Genomic DNA, 15,329 nt, shown 5'->3' on the forward strand with positions numbered 1-15,329 from the left:
TTAATGCGCCTCGATGAAACCGCCGGGCAGATCGAGGTGGAATTCGTCGAAGAAGTCATAGCGCCCCGGCTTGAGCGGGTGGATCACCACGAAGGAGCTGACGCCGGGGCCTAGCACCTTTTCCACCCGCAGGGGCAGGCTCTCGAACTCCACCGGCCCCTGGCCGCGGTTGTGCACGATGACCTTGAAGCGCTGGCCGGCGGGCACCAGCAGGCTGGGTGGGGTGAAGTGGCCGTCGCGTATCTCCAGCTGGTAGCTGGGCAGCGACGCTCCCGAAGCCGGCAGGGCCAGCGCTAGGAGGAGGGCGGGGAGGGTTCTCATGGTCGGTCTCCTGCGAAGGCGCGCCGGCGGCGTCAGTAGCCGCCTTTCTTGCCGATGCCGGCGTAGGTGAAGCTGTAGGTCAGTTCGCAGGGCTCGAACCAGGCCGCTACACCGGTCTCCTTGTCGATGTGGCGGCCGAAGGCGTGCTGGTGATGGCCGCCGGGCGGCGCCACGCGGTAAGTCAATTGGTACTGTCCGGGGCCGTCCAGCTTGACGTTGTCGCCGTAGTGCGGGCCGTCGCTGGCGACCATGGCGTGGAAATCGCCCTGGATCGTCTTTTCGCTGCCCACCCGTTGCAGGCTGTAGGAGATCGACAGATAGGGCACGAAGCTGCCTTCCTGGAAGCCGTGGCGGTTGTTCTCTAGGGCGCTGATGTCCGCCTCCATGTGCACGTCGGACTCTGCGGCCGGGCGCATCATGCCGGGCGGGTCCATCTCGATCGGCTGCAGGTACACCGCGCCAACCTCCATGCCGGCGCACTGCTGGGGTTCGCCGATGGGGTACTCGCGGGCCGAGGCGAGTGGGATGGCGAACAGGGCGAAGAGCGGGAACAGGGCGAGTGCTTTCATGCTGCGGACTTCCTTAGCGGGGAATGTTGGCGGCACCTTAGGGCTTACGAAACTAATAGATAATGATTCTCGTCAATTTTTTGCCCGGCGCATAAGTGATACCCAGATGGAGGTATGGCTCTGTGCGGCGGGATGGGTGATCTTGCCGAACCACCCAATAGCGCGGAGCCCGCCCCGTGACGGACCAGGATGCATTGCTGACGGCAGTTTTGCTTACCCACCGCAACCAGGTTGCTCTGGCAGAGTCGGTGCAACTGATCTCCCGCTGGTTCCAGCAGAACGGGCTGCCTACCATGACCGAGGAGCTGCAGGTGCACATGGAGCAGGTGGTAAGTAATTCACTGCATATCAACCAACTGCTTGAAGAGCTTGAATAGACGACCGTTTTTGATCCAGCAGCCTTCAGGACCTTATGGCCTCTGCTTGTGCAGGCTTACAGCAGTTGCATCTGATCGATGCCGGTCTTCGCTGATGTCAGGGCGACTGAATACGCAGCAGAGGCTTCTCTCCTGACCTGGATCATGCAGTCCCATGCTGCACAAGACAGCATGTATTCGAGAGTTCGCTGGAGAGGCGCAGATGCGAGATGGGTGTTCCGGGCTGGTTCTGAGCGGTGGTCAGGGTACGCGCATGGGCGGGGCGGACAAGGGGCTGATGCCGTGGTGCGGCAGGCCTATGGTCGAGTGGGTCTGCCGGCAGATGCGCCCCTTGGTTGGTGAACTGGCCATTTCCTGCAATCGCAACGTGGCGAGCCATGCCGCGTTCTGTGACCGTACGCTGAGCGATGCTCACGCCGGCTATCCGGGGCCCCTGGCCGGTATCCTAGCCGGGCTGCGCTCCCTGTGCGGTACGCATCTGCTGGTCGCCCCCTGTGACCTGCCCGCCATCGAGCAGGAGCTGCTGCGCGAACTGCAGCAGCTCGCACTTGCGCATCCCGGGCGGATCGCCGTGGTGCGTCAGGGTGAAAGGCTGCAGCCGCTACTCTGCGTGCTCCCCCGTACCCTGCTGGCTGCGGTCGACTCCGCGTGGGCAGCTGGCGAGCGCAGCCCGAGCCGCTTGTGGCAGCGCCTGGGTATCTGCGAGCTGGCCTGTCGGGAAGACGATCCGCGTCTGCTCAACTTCAATTGTCCCGAGGTGCTGCTGGCGGCCTGCCAGTCGGCACACGGTGAATGGGGAAGCTATGTTGATCATCGATAAGCGCAAGGCCATGGCCGTTGCGCCGATTCTGCGCCTGGGTTTCCGGCCCTTTTTTCTGCTCGGAGCAGTGCTGGCCGTGCTGGCCATTCCGGTGTGGATCGCCGCGTTGCAGGGCTGGGCGTTACCGGCGCCGGTGGGAGGCTGGCTAGCCTGGCACCGGCATGAACTGGTGTTCGGCTTTGCCGGTGCCATCATCGCCGGCTTTCTGCTCACAGCGGTGCAGACCTGGACCGGCCGGCCGAGTCTTTCCGGACGGCCGCTGGCCCTGCTGGTCGGGCTCTGGCTGCTGGGGCGGCTGAGCTGGTGGATACCCTCGGCCTGGCTCTTGCTGCTGTTCAATCTGGCGTTTCTGCTCGCGGTGGCTGGTGTCATGGCACGGCTGCTGTGGGCTGTGCGGCAGCGGCGCAACTATCCCATTGTGCTGGTGCTCATGCTACTGGCCGCGGTCGACCTGCTGAGCCTGCTCGGCGTGCTGCTGCAGTACGACGCCTGGCAGCGCCAGGGTAGCCAGGCGGCGATCTGGCTGGTGGCGGCGATGATGACGCTGATCGGCGGGCGAGTGATTCCCTTCTTTACACAGCGTAGCCTCGGTCGGCTGGAGATGGTGCAGCCCCGGGCCTGGCTGGATCTGGCGCTGCTGGTCGGTACGCTTCTTCTGGCGCTGCTGATGGGTTCAGGCCTGCTGCTGCAGCCGCACTGGGGCGGCGCGGTTCTGTTGCTGGCCCTGGGGCTGGGGCACGGCATCCGCCTGGGGCGCTGGTTCGATCGTGGGCTGTTGCGAGTACCGTTGTTGTGGTCGCTGCACCTGGCCTATGCCTGGATGGTGCTGGCCTGCCTGGGCCTGGCGCTCTGGCATGCCGGCGTGGCAGTACCCTTCAGCCAGGTGCTGCACGCGCTGACGGTAGGGGCCATGGCTGGGCTGATTCTGGCCATGCTGGCGCGGGTCTCGCTGGGCCATACCGGCCGGCCGCTGCAGTTGCCGCGAGGCTTTGCCGTCGCTTTCGCGTTGCTCAACCTGGCGGCGCTGCTGCGGGTGCTGGGCGTTTCCTTCGCCTATCAGCCCGCCCTGTGGTTGGCCGCGCTGGCTTGGGTGTTGGCCTTCGCGCAGTTTCTCTTCTGCTACGGCCCCATGCTCTGTCGCACGCGTGCCGATGGTCATCCAGGCTAGGGAGGCAAGATGCTCTACCTGTTGTTCAAGTTCGTGCACCTGAGCGCCGCAGCCTTCTTCATTGGTGGGGTGTTCTTCGAGGTGATGATCCTCAGTGGCGCCGCCAGGCAACTGGACGAGGCGCCGCGCGCGCAGTTATCCAAGGCGCTCGGACGGCGCGCACGGCAGGTCATGCACTGGGTGGTGTTGGCGCTCTATGGCGCGGGCATCGGCCTGGCCTGGCATTACCGCGCCGCGCTCGCGCAACCTTTCGCCAGCAGCTTCGGCACCCTGCTGACGCTGAAGATCTGCCTGGCGCTGAGCATTCTCGGGCACTTCCTCTTCGTGGTTTTCCTGATGCGCACCGGACGCATGACGCCCCCGCGCTCGCGGCTGATCCACCTCAGCGTGCTGGTGCAGATGCTCGCCATCCTGTTTCTGGCCAAGGCGATGTTCCTGCTCAGTTGGTGAGTGCTGTCGATGATCATGGTCAAGAAGTGGCGGGCCTGATGCAGGGCCATCCGCGCCATCCAGCTTGGTTCTGATACGCGGCCATCGCGCCTAGCCTATGGCTAATTACCTGACATGAGGATGCTCCAATGGATTTTGCCTTCAGCCCTAGAGTGGAAGCGCTGCGACGGCAGTTGCAGGATTTCATGGATGCCCATGTGGTGCCGGGCCATACGCAGTGGCTGGCGGAGGTGCAGGCCGGGTGCGTGCCGGTATCTTTCATGGCCGACCTCAAGGCCCTGGCGCGCAGCGAAGGGCTGTGGAACTTGTTCCTGCCCGGTCTGCGTGACGATGAGCCGGGCACGCGCCTGAGCAACCTCGAGTACGCACCGCTGGCGGAGATCATGGGGCGCATTCCCTGGGCCAGCGAGGTGTTCAACTGCAGCGCGCCGGATACTGGCAACATGGAGTTGCTGCATCTGTTCGCCAGCCCCGCGCAGCACCAGCGCTGGCTGCAGCCGCTGTTGGCGGGCGAGATCCGCTCGGCCTTCGCCATGAGCGAGCCGGATGTGGCTAGCTCGGACGCCGGCAACGTGCAGACGCTGATCCATCGTGACGGCGAGCATTACGTCCTCAACGGGCGCAAATGGTTCATCACCAATGCTTGTCACCCGCAGTGTCGTCTGCTGATCGTGATGGGCAAGACTGATCCCGAGGCCTCACCACATCGTCAGCAGAGCATGGTTTTGGTGCCTTTCGACACGCCGGGGGTGCAGGTACTGCGCAATATTCCGGTGCTCCACCATGTTTCGGCAGAAGGTCATGCGGAGATTTTGTTGCGCGAGGTGCGGGTGCCGTGCGATCACCTGCTCGGCCAGGAGGGCGACGGCTTCATGATGGCCCAGGCGCGCCTGGGACCGGGACGAGTGCACCACTGCATGCGCGCCATCGGCATGGCCGAACTGGCCCTGCAGCTGCTGCTGGAGCGCTGCCAGGAGCGCCGCACATTCGGCCGCTATCTGGCGCAGTATGCCAATATCGGCGACTGGATCGGCGAGTCGAGGCTGGATATCGAGCAGGCGCGTCTGCTGGTGCTGAAGACCGCCTGGATGCTGGATGAAGTAGGCGCCAGGGCGGCGCGCCGGGAGATCGCCATGATCAAGGCGCAAGTACCGCGTATGCTCAGCCGGGTGGTCGACCGCGCCATGCAGGTGTTCGGTGCCATGGGCCTGAGTCCGGATACGCCGCTGGCGGACTTCTACACCCAGGGTCGCGCGCTGCGCTTCGCCGACGGTCCCGATGAGGTACATCTGCGCAGCCTGGCGAGCTGGGAGCTGGAGGCCAGCGCCCAGCAGCGCGGGCAGACGGCGGCCTATCTCACGCCGCCGGGTTGAGCCTCAGAACGGCAGGCCGTGGCCGAACGGCTGCAGGTGGGCAAGCAACAGGAAGAACGAGGCCAGCACGGCATTGATCGACCAGGCCACGGTCAGGAAGCGGGCGATCTCGCCGTAGATGGGCTCGCGCACGTTGCCGGCGTTGCGCCAGACCGCGTTCAGCACCCAGGCGGTGTAGCCGACGAAAGCCGCCAGCAGCAGGGCCAGCGTTACGCTGTCGACTTGCCGGTAGAGCAGCAGGATGGCGCCAAACAGCAGGTGGCTGAGCAGCACGCCCCGCAGCCAGAACACTTGCCATAGCGGGCGACTGCCGGGAGTGTCGAGGCACGTGAGAATCTTGTGTGTATGCATGGTGCGACTCCGTTCGGGAAACTTCATGCTTCAGTCTAGGCGAGGTCAACAACGACTCGACCCGCGTATCGCGGGCCGAGCCTAGCCAATACACATCCAACGTATTTAATTAATCGTTCGGGCACCTCCTTGCGCGCGCAGCGGCACGCTCCTGGGGACAGGTGAGAAGAAGCCAATGACCACCTGCCAGGCCATGGCCAGGGCGCCGACGATGAACACCACGTCGCCGAAAGTACGCACCCAGCGCAGGGTCTGCAGCAGATCCTGTTGCATGAAGGCCTCGCTGCGGGCGTACCACAGGCCCTCGCTGACGCTGGCGTGGAACTGGATGATGCCGATGGGCAGCAGACTGGTGGCAATCATCAGCACCAGGCCTGCGTTGAGCCACCAGAAGGCGACCTTCATCAGTCCCTGGTTGAACTGCATCTGCGGGCGGATATAGCGCAGCACCAGCAGCGTGAAGCCCAGGGCGAGGAAGCCGTAGACCCCGAATAGCGCGGCATGAGCATGTACCGGAGTGGTGTTGAGGCCCTGCACGTAGTACAGCGAGATTGGCGGATTGATCATGAAACCGAACACCCCGGCACCGAGCATGTTCCAGAAGGCCACGGCGACGAAGCACATCAGCGGCCACTTGACTCTTTCCATCCAGGCCGCGCGGCTTTTCAGACGCCAGTTTTCCCAGGCCTCGTAGCCGAGCACGATCAGCGGCACCACTTCCAGGGCGCTGAAGGTGGCACCCACCGCCATCACCGGGGTGGTGGTGCCGGAGAAGTACAGGTGGTGAAAGGTACCGGGCACGCCGCCAAGCATGAACAGCGAGGCCGAGGCCAGGCTGGCGGTGGTAGCCATGCGCTTGGAGACCAGCCCCATGCTGGAGAAGATGAAGGCCAGCGCCGTGGTGGCGAACACCTCGAAGAAGCCCTCCACCCACAGGTGCACCACCCACCAGCGCCAGTACTCCATCACCGACAGGTGGGTGCGCTCGCCGTAGGCGAAGCCGGCACCGTAGAACAGGCCGATGGCGATCACCGAGGCCGACAGCAGGGCTAGCAGGTTCTTGTCCCCTGGCTGGCGGAAGGCCGGCAGGATGCCGCGCAGCATCAGCAGCAGCCAGAAGGCCACGCCGGTGAACTTGCCGATCTGCCACAGGCGACCGAGGTCGACGTACTCGTAGCCCTGATGGCCGAGCCAGAAGCTCCACTCCGCCGGCATGATCTGGGCGATAGCCAGGTAGTTGCCGACGAAGGAGCCGAGTACCACCACCATCAGCGCCCAGAACAGCACATCGACGCCGAGCTTCTGGAATTTCGGGTCCTTGCCGCCATTGATGATGGGCGCGAGGAACAGTCCCGCTGCGAGGAAACCGGTGGCGATCCAGAACAGCGCACTCTGGATGTGCCAGGTACGCAGCAGCGAGTAGGGGAACCACTGCGACAACGGGAAGCCATAGAAATCCTGGCCCTCCACCGTGTAGTGGGCGGTGGCGCCGCCGAGCATGACCTGAAAGGCGAACAGCCCGACCACCAGCAGCAGGTACTTGCCCAGCGCCTTCTGCGACGGTGTCAGGCCTACCAGGCTGAGCGGGTCGTGGGCCGGCGCGACCGGTTCGTCCTCCTCGTTATCGCGCAGGAAGGCCCAAGCCCAGACCAGGAAGCCGATGCCGGCAATCAGCAGGATCACGCTGGTGATGGACCAGATCAGGTTCTCTGCGGTCGGTTTGTTGTCGATCAGCGGCTCGTGCGGCCAGTTGTTGGTGTAGGTGGCATCATGTCCCGGACGCTCGGTGGCGGCCACCCAGGCAGTCCAGAAGAAGAACTGGGTCAACTGCCCGCGCCGTGCGGCGTCGGGTAGGGTGTTCTCCTTCATGGCGAAGCTCTTGCGGCTGCCCTGCAGGACCGGGTCGTTGCCGAACAGCGCCTTGTAGTAAGCCGCAGTCAGTTCGACAGCGGCGACGCGGCGTTCGCTGAGCACCAGCACCTCGCCATGCACCTGGTTGCCGCGGTATTCGCGCTTGAGTTGCTGGCGCAGCAGGGCCTGATGGTCTTCGTCCACCTCAGCATAGGGCACACCGTAGGTTTGCTGTGCGGCCAGGTCGAGCCAAGCCGTCAGTTCACGGTGCAGCCAGTCGGCGGTCCAGTCCGGCGCCTGGTAGGCACCGTGGCCCCAGATCGAGCCGAGCTGCATGCCGCCCACACTCTGCCAGGCGGTCTGGCCGTCGAGGATGTCTTCATCGGTAAATAGCAGGCTGCCGTCGGCGCTCTGCACCTGTTGTGGGATCGGTGGTGCCTGGCGATAGACCTCGCGCCCAAACCAGCCGAGCACACAGAAAGTCACGCCGAGTACGGCGATCAATGCCCACCAGAGTTTGCGATACTCACCCATGCTGCACCGCCTCGCCGAGGGCGCGTGGGAACAGCAGATTGTTTTCCAGATGGATGTGCTGCATCAGGTCGCGACGCATCTCATCCAGTCCGCGGTACAGCGCGCGCCAGGTGTTGCAGGCATTGGCCGGCGGTTGCATGTCGTCGGTCATTTCGACGACACGCTCCAGCGCATCGCCGTGCTGGTCGTGCTCGTACCGCATCACCGAGATCGGACCACCAGCCATCGTGCCGCCACCACGCAGGATCATCGGGAAGAGAATCTGCTCTTCCTTCTGCATGTGGCTTTCCAGCTCCTGCTGCATGTCGATCAGCAGATCTGTCAGTCCCACTGGGCAGTGCTCGCGGCCGCCATGCACCTGCTCGACTCTCGCCGCGAGACGAATCAACTCCGGCAGTTGCTGACGGTGCACGTCGTGGTAGCGCTGCAGGATGTGTTCAATCAACTGCTCGTCCGGGAGCGTACGCCAATCCTCCGCGTCTTGGGCTTCGCCGCTGAGTGAGAGCAAGCGTTCCTGTATCTGGCTGGCATCGATGCCGTGCTCCTGCGCGGCCTGGCGTAGGCTCTTCTGACCGCCGCAGCAGAAGTCGAGGTGGAATTCGTGGAACACCCGGGTCGCACCGGGGATGCTGCAGGCAATATTGCCTAGGGTGCTGTCAAGCAGTTGGCTGGCCATGGAGGTCTCCTATCAGACATATTGGTCTGCATGCTCCATCGCAAGCCCTGTGCCGCTTTCCAACTTGACGGAAATCAAGGACTTGCGCGCTGACAGGGTCTAATCTACCCCGAAGAAATCAGGTAGCGGATACCCGAAATGGTAGATTTCACCCCTCTGCAGAACACCTTGCTCGCCGATCTGGTCAGCGAGCTACCATCCGCCGTACGCCTTCAGCGTCTGGTTGTCAGCCTGCGCGAAATATTCGCTTGCAGCGCGGTGGTGCTGTTACGCCTGGATGGCGAAAGCCTACGACCGCAGGCGGCAGTCGGCTTGGCCCACGAAGCGCTGGGGCGCAGCTTCGTAATCGCCCGGCATCCGCGCTTGGCGCAGATCTTGGCACAGCGTGAGCCATTGCAATTCGCCGCCAACAGCGAGTTGCCCGACCCTTACGACGGCCTGTTGCAGGACAGTCCTGATGAGCCGTTACCTGTGCACGATTGCATGGGCATGAGTCTGTTTCTCGACGGCCGCCTATGGGGGGCTGTGACCTTGGATGCCCTACGCCGCGGTACCTTTGACCGCACCGCCACCCAGCGCCTGCAGCGTTATGCCCTGCTAATAGAGGCAGCGCTGCGGATGTGTCGTCTGGAAAACGAAATTCGCAGCCTGCGCCTGGCCCGACGGGAGGAAGGCGAGGTTGGTGACCAGACTGGCGGCACCATCCTCGGCGACAGCTCGGTGTTATGCCATTTACTCGACGAGCTGGGCGTCGTAGCGGACTCCGAGCTGCCGGTACTGCTGCAAGGTGAGACAGGCGTAGGCAAGGAGCTGTTTGCCCGCTGGCTGCATGCCCACTCGCCGCGCGCGCGCAAACCGCTGGTTTACGTCAACTGCGCCGCACTCCCGGAGACTTTGGCTGAGAGTGAACTGTTCGGCCACGTAAAGGGTGCGTTTTCTGGTGCCGCGCATGAGCGCCCCGGCCGCTTTGAGGCGGCCAATGGTGGCACGTTATTCCTCGACGAGATCGGTGAGCTGCCGCTGTCGATCCAGGCCAAGCTGTTGCGCGCCCTGCAGAATGGCGAGATTCAGCGCTTGGGCGCTGATCGCCCAAGGCATGTCGACGTACGAGTGATCACTGCGACCAACCGGCGCTTACACGAGGAAGTGCGTGAAGGGCGTTTCCGCGCCGACCTCTACCACCGCCTTTCTGTCTACCCGGTGCACATACCTCCGTTGCGCGAGCGCGGCCGGGACGTGCTGGTGCTGGCCGGGCATTTTCTCGAACTCAACCGCGCCCGCCTGGGTTTGCGCTGCCTGCGCCTGTCCGCCGATGCTGAGCGCGCCCTGTTGGCCTACTCCTGGCCGGGCAACGTGCGTGAGCTGGAACATGTGATCAGCCGCGCCGCGCTCAAGGTACTCAGCCAGGCCGAGTCACGCACCGCACTGCTCAGTATCGAGGCAACTTGGCTTGGGCTGGACGGCCTAGTACCAGCGCCGAGCAGCGTCCCGTCGGCTGTGCCGCTGGTACCTAGCGAAAGCCTGCACCAGGCTATGGAGCGCTATCAGCGCGAACTAATCCAGAACACTCTGGCGCAGCATGCCGGCAAATGGGCCACCGCCGCACGGGCGCTGGCAATCGACCCGAGCAATCTGCGTAAGCTGGCACGGCGGCTCAACTTAATCTGACTATGGAGAAACCTATGCTGACCCATCTCGATGCCCACGGCCGTGCCAGCATGGTGGATGTCACCGACAAGACGGTGACCTGCCGCGAGGCCGTAGCCGAAGCCCGCGTGCGCATGCTGCCGGCGACACTGGCGATGATCGCCGATGGGCATCACCCCAAGGGCGACGTTTTCGCTGTGGCACGCATCGCCGGCATCCAGGCTGCAAAGAAGACTCATGAGCTGATCCCGCTTTGCCACCCGCTGCTGCTGACCACCATCAAGGTCGAGCTGGAGGCCGAAGGCGAAGACTGCGTGCACATAGTTGCGCGCTGCAAGTTGGCCGGGCAGACCGGTGTGGAGATGGAGGCGCTGACTGCCGCCAGTGTCGCCGCGCTGACCATTTACGACATGTGTAAGGCGGTGGATCGCGGTATGACCATCGAGCTGGTACGCCTGCTGGAGAAGAGCGGCGGTGTTTCGGGGATATACAGGGCGCCTTGACCAAACGCAAGGTGTGGCCAATACCGGAGCGCCAGACTGGCGGAGTTTCATCGAGGAGCACTCGCCATGCACGAGCGTTTTCATTTGAGCGGCATGCGCCGCCAGTATCAGGTTAGTGAGTTGCTGGAACGCCAGGCTCCCGAGTCAGCCTTGCAGTTATTGCATGAGTGGCTCGATCAGGCGATTGCTAGCGAGGCCCCGCCAATCGAGGCCAATGCCATGACCCTGGCAACGGTCGATGCTAAGGGGCAGCCGCATTGCCGTGTGGTTTTGCTCAAGGGCATCGATGAGCGTGGCCTGCTGTTCTATAGCCACTATGGCAGCGGCAAGGGTCAGGAGCTGGCCAGCAATCCGCGAGCAGCCTTGCTTTTCCACTGGCCCACATTGGAGCGTCAGTTGCGCATCGAGGGTGAAGTTGAGCGGGTTGTGGCGCAGGAGGCTGACATATACTTCGCCAACCGCCCATTGCCCAGTCGTCTGGCCTGCTGGGCCAGTGAGCAAAGCCAGGTCATAGGTGGGCGGGAGGAGCTTGAAGCACGCCTGGAGATCGCGCAGAAACGTTTCATGGAGGTAGAACCATCTCGCCCGGCAGGCTGGGGCGGCTTCAGGGTCGTACCTGCCAGCCTGGAGTTCTGGCAGGGCAGACCGGATCGTCTGCATGACCGATTGCGCTACAGGCGTGACTCCAAGGGCTGGTGCCGCGAACGTTTGGCCCCCTGAATACGAAGGAGAGAGCAATCATGCTGGAGGTTCACTATTTTGCCGGTTACCGCGAGCGTCTGGGGCTGGACCGTGAGCGCCTGGACTGGCAGCCGCAGCTGGCCAGTGTCGAGCAGTTGCGCCAGAGCTTGGTGGCGCGCGGTGGCGCCTGGTCGGCGCTGGCCGCGCAGAACCTGATGTGTGCGCGCAACCAAGAGCTCTGTGGCGTGCATGAGCCCCTTGCGGATGGCGATGAGGTTGCCTTCTTTCCGCCCGTGACAGGAGGTTGAGATGAGCGTGCAGGTACAGGCGCAGAGCTTTTCCGCAGCGCAGCTACTCGACCAGCTGCAGCGTCGCTGCGCCGGCGCTGGTGCGGTAGCCAGCTTTGTCGGCTTGGTTCGCGACTATAGCGACGAAGGCGAAGTGCGAGCGCTATTTCTCGAGCACTATCCCGGTATGACGGAGAAATCCCTGGCCGTCATTGAGGTCGAGGCGCGAGCCCGCTGGCCGCTGGAGGATGTGTTGATCGTGCATCGCCATGGGCTGCTGCAAGCAGCCGAGCCCATCGTCTTCGTTGGCGTCGGCAGCGCCCACCGCCAGGCAGCATTCGAGGCTTGTGCCTACCTTATGGATCAGCTCAAGACTCGCGCACCATTCTGGAAGAAGGAAATGGACGGGCAGGGTGGGCAATGGGTAGTGGCGCGCAGCAGCGATCAGCAGGCAGCACAACGCTGGTAGCGTTAACTCACCAAGCGAACTGGCTGCTCATCTTCTGTCGTTGGTTCTGGCACCTCGATACCCCAGTCGCCATGCAGGTACCAGTCATCGCCGATCATCTCAGCAGGGTGCATGGTGCGATCGGCGCCATTGCCGCAGGCTAGCGAGTTTGTCGGGCAATAGCGGTCACACCCCCAGCAGATGCGTTCTGGGTGGCTGGGGTGCAGGGGGAATTTTTTGGCCATGTCTGCGCTTCCCGTCTCGCTATCAGTTTGTATCAGGCTAGCGCTGTAATACGTATCAGCCTTGACCGGGGTCAAGATCAGTTGCATTGACGCCTGGTGGTACCTCCATTGGGGAATGGGCTTAGCTGGCCGTCAGGCTCAGGCTGCATCCATTCACACCATGGAGGCGCCAGCATGGCTCACCTGTCCAATCCAGAGTTTCAGTCATTGCGTATCGCGGTAATGACCGTCAGCGATACCCGAAACCTAACTACTGATGGCTCCGGTCAAGCGCTGATAGGCGCACTGGAGGAGGCCGGGCATGCCCTGTACGAGCGGGCCCTGGTGCCCGACGATATTTGGCAGATCCGTGCTTGCCTAAGCATCTGGATCGCTGATCCGCTGGTGCAAGTAGTGCTGATCACCGGTGGTACCGGATTTACTGCGCGCGACAACACACCACAGGCAGTGACTCCGTTGCTAGATAAAACCGTGGATGGATTTGGCGAGCTGTTCCGGCAAATTTCCCTGAGTGAAATCGGCACCTCTACCGTGCAATCGCGCGCATTGGCCGGTTTTAGTAACAGCACTTTGGTGTGCTGCTTACCCGGCTCCCCAAGTGCCTGTCGCACAGCCTGGAATGGCATCCTCCTTGAGCAGTTGGACAGCCGTACCAAACCCTGCAATTTCGTACCTCATCTCAAGCGTTTGCCCGAGCAGGCGCCGGCATTGTGCGGAGCACGTTCATGAACGCCTGCGGCTGCGACCAAGCCGGACTGCGCCCGGCCGACGAAGCCATTGCCGACCTTTTAGCACAAGTACCAAGTCCGCCCCTGGCTGAGTGGGTGCCTCTGGGCATGGCGTTGGGTAAGACCCTGGCCGAGCCCGTGCATGCCCTGCGGCCGATGCCGGCCTGGGACAATAGTGCGATGGATGGCTACGCCTTGCGTGCGAGTGATCTGCCGGCGGAGGGTGGGTGTTTGCCGCTGGCTGGGCGGATTGCCGCTGGCGATGTGGCCTCTGAGGTCTTGCCGCACGGGCATGCAGTCCGCATTTTTACTGGCGCACCATTGCCGGATGGTGCCGACAGCGTTGTTCCTCAAGAGCTGGCTCGGCTGGAGGGGGAGGGAGTCTGGCTGGCTCCATGCCACCTCGGCGATCACGTCCGTCGGCGGGGTGAGGAGTACGAGCGAGGGGCCCGTGTGCTGGAAGCCGGGCAACATTTACGTGCACCGGAACTGGGCTTGCTGGCCAGTCTTGGGATTCCCGAGGTCGCGGTGCGCCGGCGTCTGCGAGTTGGCCTGCTGAGCAGCGGTAACGAGCTGCGCGAACCTGGTGAATCGTTACGCCCGGGACAGATCTATAACGCCAACTGCTACAGCCTGTTCGGTGCCCTGCGCGCTTGGGGGGTCGAGGTGGGTGATTGCGGCGTATTGGTCGACGAGTTGAGCGCAAGTCGTGACGCGTTAAGCCTGGCGGCATCTGAGTGGGATGTTTTGATTACCTCTGGGGGCGTCTCGGTTGGTGAGGAAGATCACCTTAAACAAGCTGTGCGCGATCTCGGCGAACTGCACCTCTGGCGCCTAGCCATCCAGCCAGGCAAACCGTTCGCTTTTGGACATGTCTGCGGCACTCCGTGGATTGGGCTGCCAGGAAACCCGGTGGCGGCATTACTCACTCTTTTGGTTATAGCCCGTCCATTCCTCCTAGCGGCGCAGGGGCGACGTGAGGTATTACCACGCGCACTGCCTGTAGCGGCCGGGTTCGATTGGCCCAAGGCTAACACTCGGCGCCAGTACCTGCGTGCACGTTTAGAAGGTTCAGATGATGGGCTGCTTGTGGTTCCGCACGCTCACCAAGGCTCGGCCATGCTGACAGGGATGTGCTGGGCGGAAGGCCTTGCGGTGGTTGAAGCGGGGAGAACTCTGGTTGCCGGTGAAACGGTGGGTTTTCTATTGTTGGATAGTTTGTTGGCATGAGTGGCTTGACCACAATCAAGGCGTTTAGTTTCACGATGCCTAGAGTGGCGCATCGTCGTTGAAGTAGGAGTCGACTCATGCATCTTGTCTGTCCGGCAGGCAGTCTACCCGCCCTCAAGGCTGCCCTGCAGCAAGGCGCGGATGCCATCTACGTGGGCTTTCGCGATGACACCAATGCCCGTCATTTCGCCGGGCTCAACTTGGACGAACGTCAGTTGGAGACGGGACTACACCTGATCCGCCAGCGTGGCCGACAGCTCTATGTCGCCGTCAATACCTATGCCCAGCCTCAGGGCTGGGCGCGCTGGCAGCGCGCAGTGGATCAAGCCGCCGCCCTTGGGGTGGATGCTCTGATCGCTGCCGATCCTGGCGTACTGGCCTACGCCAGTCGGCGGTATCCCGATCTCAACCTGCACCTCTCGGTGCAGGGCTCGGCCACCAACATCTCCGCCCTGGCGTTCTACCAGCAGCGTTACAACATCCGTCGCGCCGTGTTGCCAAGGGTGCTGTCGCTGGCTCAGGTGCGCCAGGTGGCTGAGAAAAGCACTGTGCCGCTGGAGGTATTCGCTTTTGGCAGTCTGTGCATCATGGCCGAGGGCCGTTGTCATCTGTCGTCCTATGTTACCGGCGAGTCGCCCAACCTCTGCGGCGTGTGCTCGCCGGCCAAGGCTGTGCGCTGGCAGGAGGATGCCCAAGGGCTTAGTTCGCGCCTGGGCGGCGTACTGATCGACCGCTACGCGCGCGAGGAGCCGGCCGGCTATCCGACCCTGTGCAAGGGCCGCTTCCTGGTCGACGGCCAGCGCTTCCACGCGCTGGAGGAGCCGACAAGCCTCAACACCATCGACCTGGTTCCGCAGCTGGCCGAGATGGGCATCGCTGCGGTGAAGATTGAGGGGCGCCAGCGCAGCCCAGCCTATGTCGAGCAGGTCACGCGGGTCTGGCGCGAAGCGCTGGATGCCCATGCTAGCGGTCGCTTCGTCGTGCAAGAGCGCTGGCGCAAGGACCTGGCGGGACTGTCTGAAGGCAGCCAGACGACCCTCGGTGCATATCACCGATCCTGGCAGTGAGGA

At 63.2% G+C, this 15,329-nt stretch carries 19 protein-coding genes; 13 read left to right on the forward strand and 6 right to left on the reverse strand.

All coding sequences use genetic code 11. The features are described 5' to 3' along the window. Both ACN0X6_RS04195 and ACN0X6_RS04200 read right to left on the reverse strand, forming a co-directional pair. On the reverse strand, nt 1–321 hold the full coding sequence (locus tag ACN0X6_RS04195) for a cupredoxin domain-containing protein (RefSeq protein WP_417702360.1): 321 nt from the start codon (nt 319–321) through the stop codon (nt 1–3). Nucleotides 322–353: 32 nt separating this feature from the next. Beyond that, nucleotides 354–890, reverse strand: coding sequence for an iron transporter (locus ACN0X6_RS04200; RefSeq protein ID WP_417702362.1), 537 nt, complete (start codon nt 888–890; stop codon nt 354–356). Nucleotides 891–1,066: 176 nt separating this feature from the next. Here ACN0X6_RS04200 and ACN0X6_RS04205 point away from each other — a divergent pair, with 176 nt between their 5' ends. The 5 genes from ACN0X6_RS04205 (at nt 1,067) to ACN0X6_RS04225 (ending at nt 5,078) form a co-directional block, all read left to right on the forward strand. Beyond that, nucleotides 1,067–1,267 carry a hypothetical protein gene (locus ACN0X6_RS04205; RefSeq protein WP_417702364.1) on the forward strand — a complete coding sequence of 67 codons (201 nt, stop codon included), beginning with the start codon at nt 1,067–1,069 and terminating at the stop codon, nt 1,265–1,267. A 202-nt stretch (nt 1,268–1,469) separates the two neighbouring features. Beyond that, nucleotides 1,470–2,087 (forward strand): molybdenum cofactor guanylyltransferase MobA, encoded by a 618-nt coding sequence (gene mobA, locus ACN0X6_RS04210; RefSeq protein ID WP_417702366.1) that lies wholly within the window; start codon nt 1,470–1,472, stop codon nt 2,085–2,087. Next, nucleotides 2,071–3,255, forward strand: a complete 1,185-nt coding sequence (locus ACN0X6_RS04215; protein WP_417702368.1) for an NnrS family protein — start codon at nt 2,071–2,073, stop codon at nt 3,253–3,255. Before mobA ends, ACN0X6_RS04215 begins: the two co-directional genes overlap by 17 nt. A 9-nt stretch (nt 3,256–3,264) precedes the next feature. Then, nucleotides 3,265–3,705 carry a CopD family copper resistance protein gene (locus ACN0X6_RS04220; protein WP_417702370.1) on the forward strand — a complete coding sequence of 147 codons (441 nt, stop codon included), beginning with the start codon at nt 3,265–3,267 and terminating at the stop codon, nt 3,703–3,705. A 128-nt stretch (nt 3,706–3,833) separates the two neighbouring features. Next, entirely contained in the window at nt 3,834–5,078 is a 1,245-nt protein-coding gene (locus ACN0X6_RS04225) for an acyl-CoA dehydrogenase family protein (protein ID WP_280052289.1), read from the forward strand. Between the two features lie 3 nt (nt 5,079–5,081). On the opposite strand, the gene ACN0X6_RS04230 is transcribed toward ACN0X6_RS04225, so the two are convergent. From ACN0X6_RS04230 to ytfE, 3 genes are all read right to left on the reverse strand, one after another. After that, a complete protein-coding gene (locus ACN0X6_RS04230; protein WP_280052290.1) occupies nt 5,082–5,429 on the reverse strand; it encodes a hypothetical protein in 348 nt (115 codons plus the stop codon). 105 nt (nt 5,430–5,534) lie between these two features. Beyond that, complete coding sequence (locus tag ACN0X6_RS04235) at nt 5,535–7,814, reverse strand: nitric-oxide reductase large subunit (protein WP_417702373.1); 2,280 nt, start codon at nt 7,812–7,814, stop codon at nt 5,535–5,537. Continuing rightward, nucleotides 7,807–8,490 carry an iron-sulfur cluster repair protein YtfE gene (gene ytfE, locus ACN0X6_RS04240; protein WP_417702375.1) on the reverse strand — a complete coding sequence of 228 codons (684 nt, stop codon included), beginning with the start codon at nt 8,488–8,490 and terminating at the stop codon, nt 7,807–7,809. Before ytfE ends, ACN0X6_RS04235 begins: the two co-directional genes overlap by 8 nt. A 138-nt stretch (nt 8,491–8,628) precedes the next feature. Between ytfE and norR the strand changes: the two genes are divergently transcribed. From norR to ACN0X6_RS04265, 5 genes are all read left to right on the forward strand, one after another. Further along, nucleotides 8,629–10,158 (forward strand): nitric oxide reductase transcriptional regulator NorR, encoded by a 1,530-nt coding sequence (norR, locus tag ACN0X6_RS04245; RefSeq protein WP_417702377.1) that lies wholly within the window; start codon nt 8,629–8,631, stop codon nt 10,156–10,158. Between the two features lie 14 nt (nt 10,159–10,172). Further along, a complete protein-coding gene (moaC, locus tag ACN0X6_RS04250; protein ID WP_417702379.1) occupies nt 10,173–10,640 on the forward strand; it encodes a cyclic pyranopterin monophosphate synthase MoaC in 468 nt (155 codons plus the stop codon). Between the two features lie 66 nt (nt 10,641–10,706). Further along, nucleotides 10,707–11,360 carry a pyridoxamine 5'-phosphate oxidase gene (gene pdxH, locus ACN0X6_RS04255; protein ID WP_280052295.1) on the forward strand — a complete coding sequence of 218 codons (654 nt, stop codon included), beginning with the start codon at nt 10,707–10,709 and terminating at the stop codon, nt 11,358–11,360. Between the two features lie 20 nt (nt 11,361–11,380). Beyond that, nucleotides 11,381–11,629 carry a molybdopterin converting factor subunit 1 gene (gene moaD / locus ACN0X6_RS04260; RefSeq protein WP_280052296.1) on the forward strand — a complete coding sequence of 83 codons (249 nt, stop codon included), beginning with the start codon at nt 11,381–11,383 and terminating at the stop codon, nt 11,627–11,629. A 1-nt stretch (nt 11,630) separates the two neighbouring features. Then, entirely contained in the window at nt 11,631–12,077 is a 447-nt protein-coding gene (locus tag ACN0X6_RS04265; protein ID WP_280052297.1) for a molybdenum cofactor biosynthesis protein MoaE, read from the forward strand. 2 nt (nt 12,078–12,079) lie between these two features. Here the strand turns inward: ACN0X6_RS04265 and ACN0X6_RS04270 are convergent, their stop codons facing one another. After that, nucleotides 12,080–12,301: a DUF3079 domain-containing protein gene (locus ACN0X6_RS04270; RefSeq protein ID WP_280052314.1), complete on the reverse strand. Its 222-nt coding sequence runs from the start codon at nt 12,299–12,301 to the stop codon at nt 12,080–12,082. Between the two features lie 174 nt (nt 12,302–12,475). On the opposite strand from ACN0X6_RS04270, the gene moaB reads away from it, so the two are divergent. The 3 genes from moaB (at nt 12,476) to ubiU (ending at nt 15,326) form a co-directional block, all read left to right on the forward strand. After that, a complete protein-coding gene (moaB, locus tag ACN0X6_RS04275) occupies nt 12,476–13,030 on the forward strand; it encodes a molybdenum cofactor biosynthesis protein B (RefSeq protein WP_280052298.1) in 555 nt (184 codons plus the stop codon). After that, on the forward strand, nt 13,027–14,259 hold the full coding sequence (gene glp / locus ACN0X6_RS04280; protein WP_417702383.1) for a gephyrin-like molybdotransferase Glp: 1,233 nt from the start codon (nt 13,027–13,029) through the stop codon (nt 14,257–14,259). The genes moaB and glp overlap by 4 nt, the downstream gene beginning before the upstream one ends. 77 nt (nt 14,260–14,336) lie before the next feature. Beyond that, the gene (gene ubiU / locus ACN0X6_RS04285) at nt 14,337–15,326 is read left to right on the forward strand and encodes a ubiquinone anaerobic biosynthesis protein UbiU (RefSeq protein WP_280052300.1); all 990 of its coding nucleotides are present in this window, start codon (nt 14,337–14,339) and stop codon (nt 15,324–15,326) included. Nucleotides 15,327–15,329: the final 3 nt, after the last annotated feature.

This window comes from Pseudomonas sp. (assembly GCF_048269965.1).
In the GTDB taxonomy this organism is placed as follows: Bacteria; Pseudomonadota; Gammaproteobacteria; order Pseudomonadales; family Pseudomonadaceae; genus Aquipseudomonas.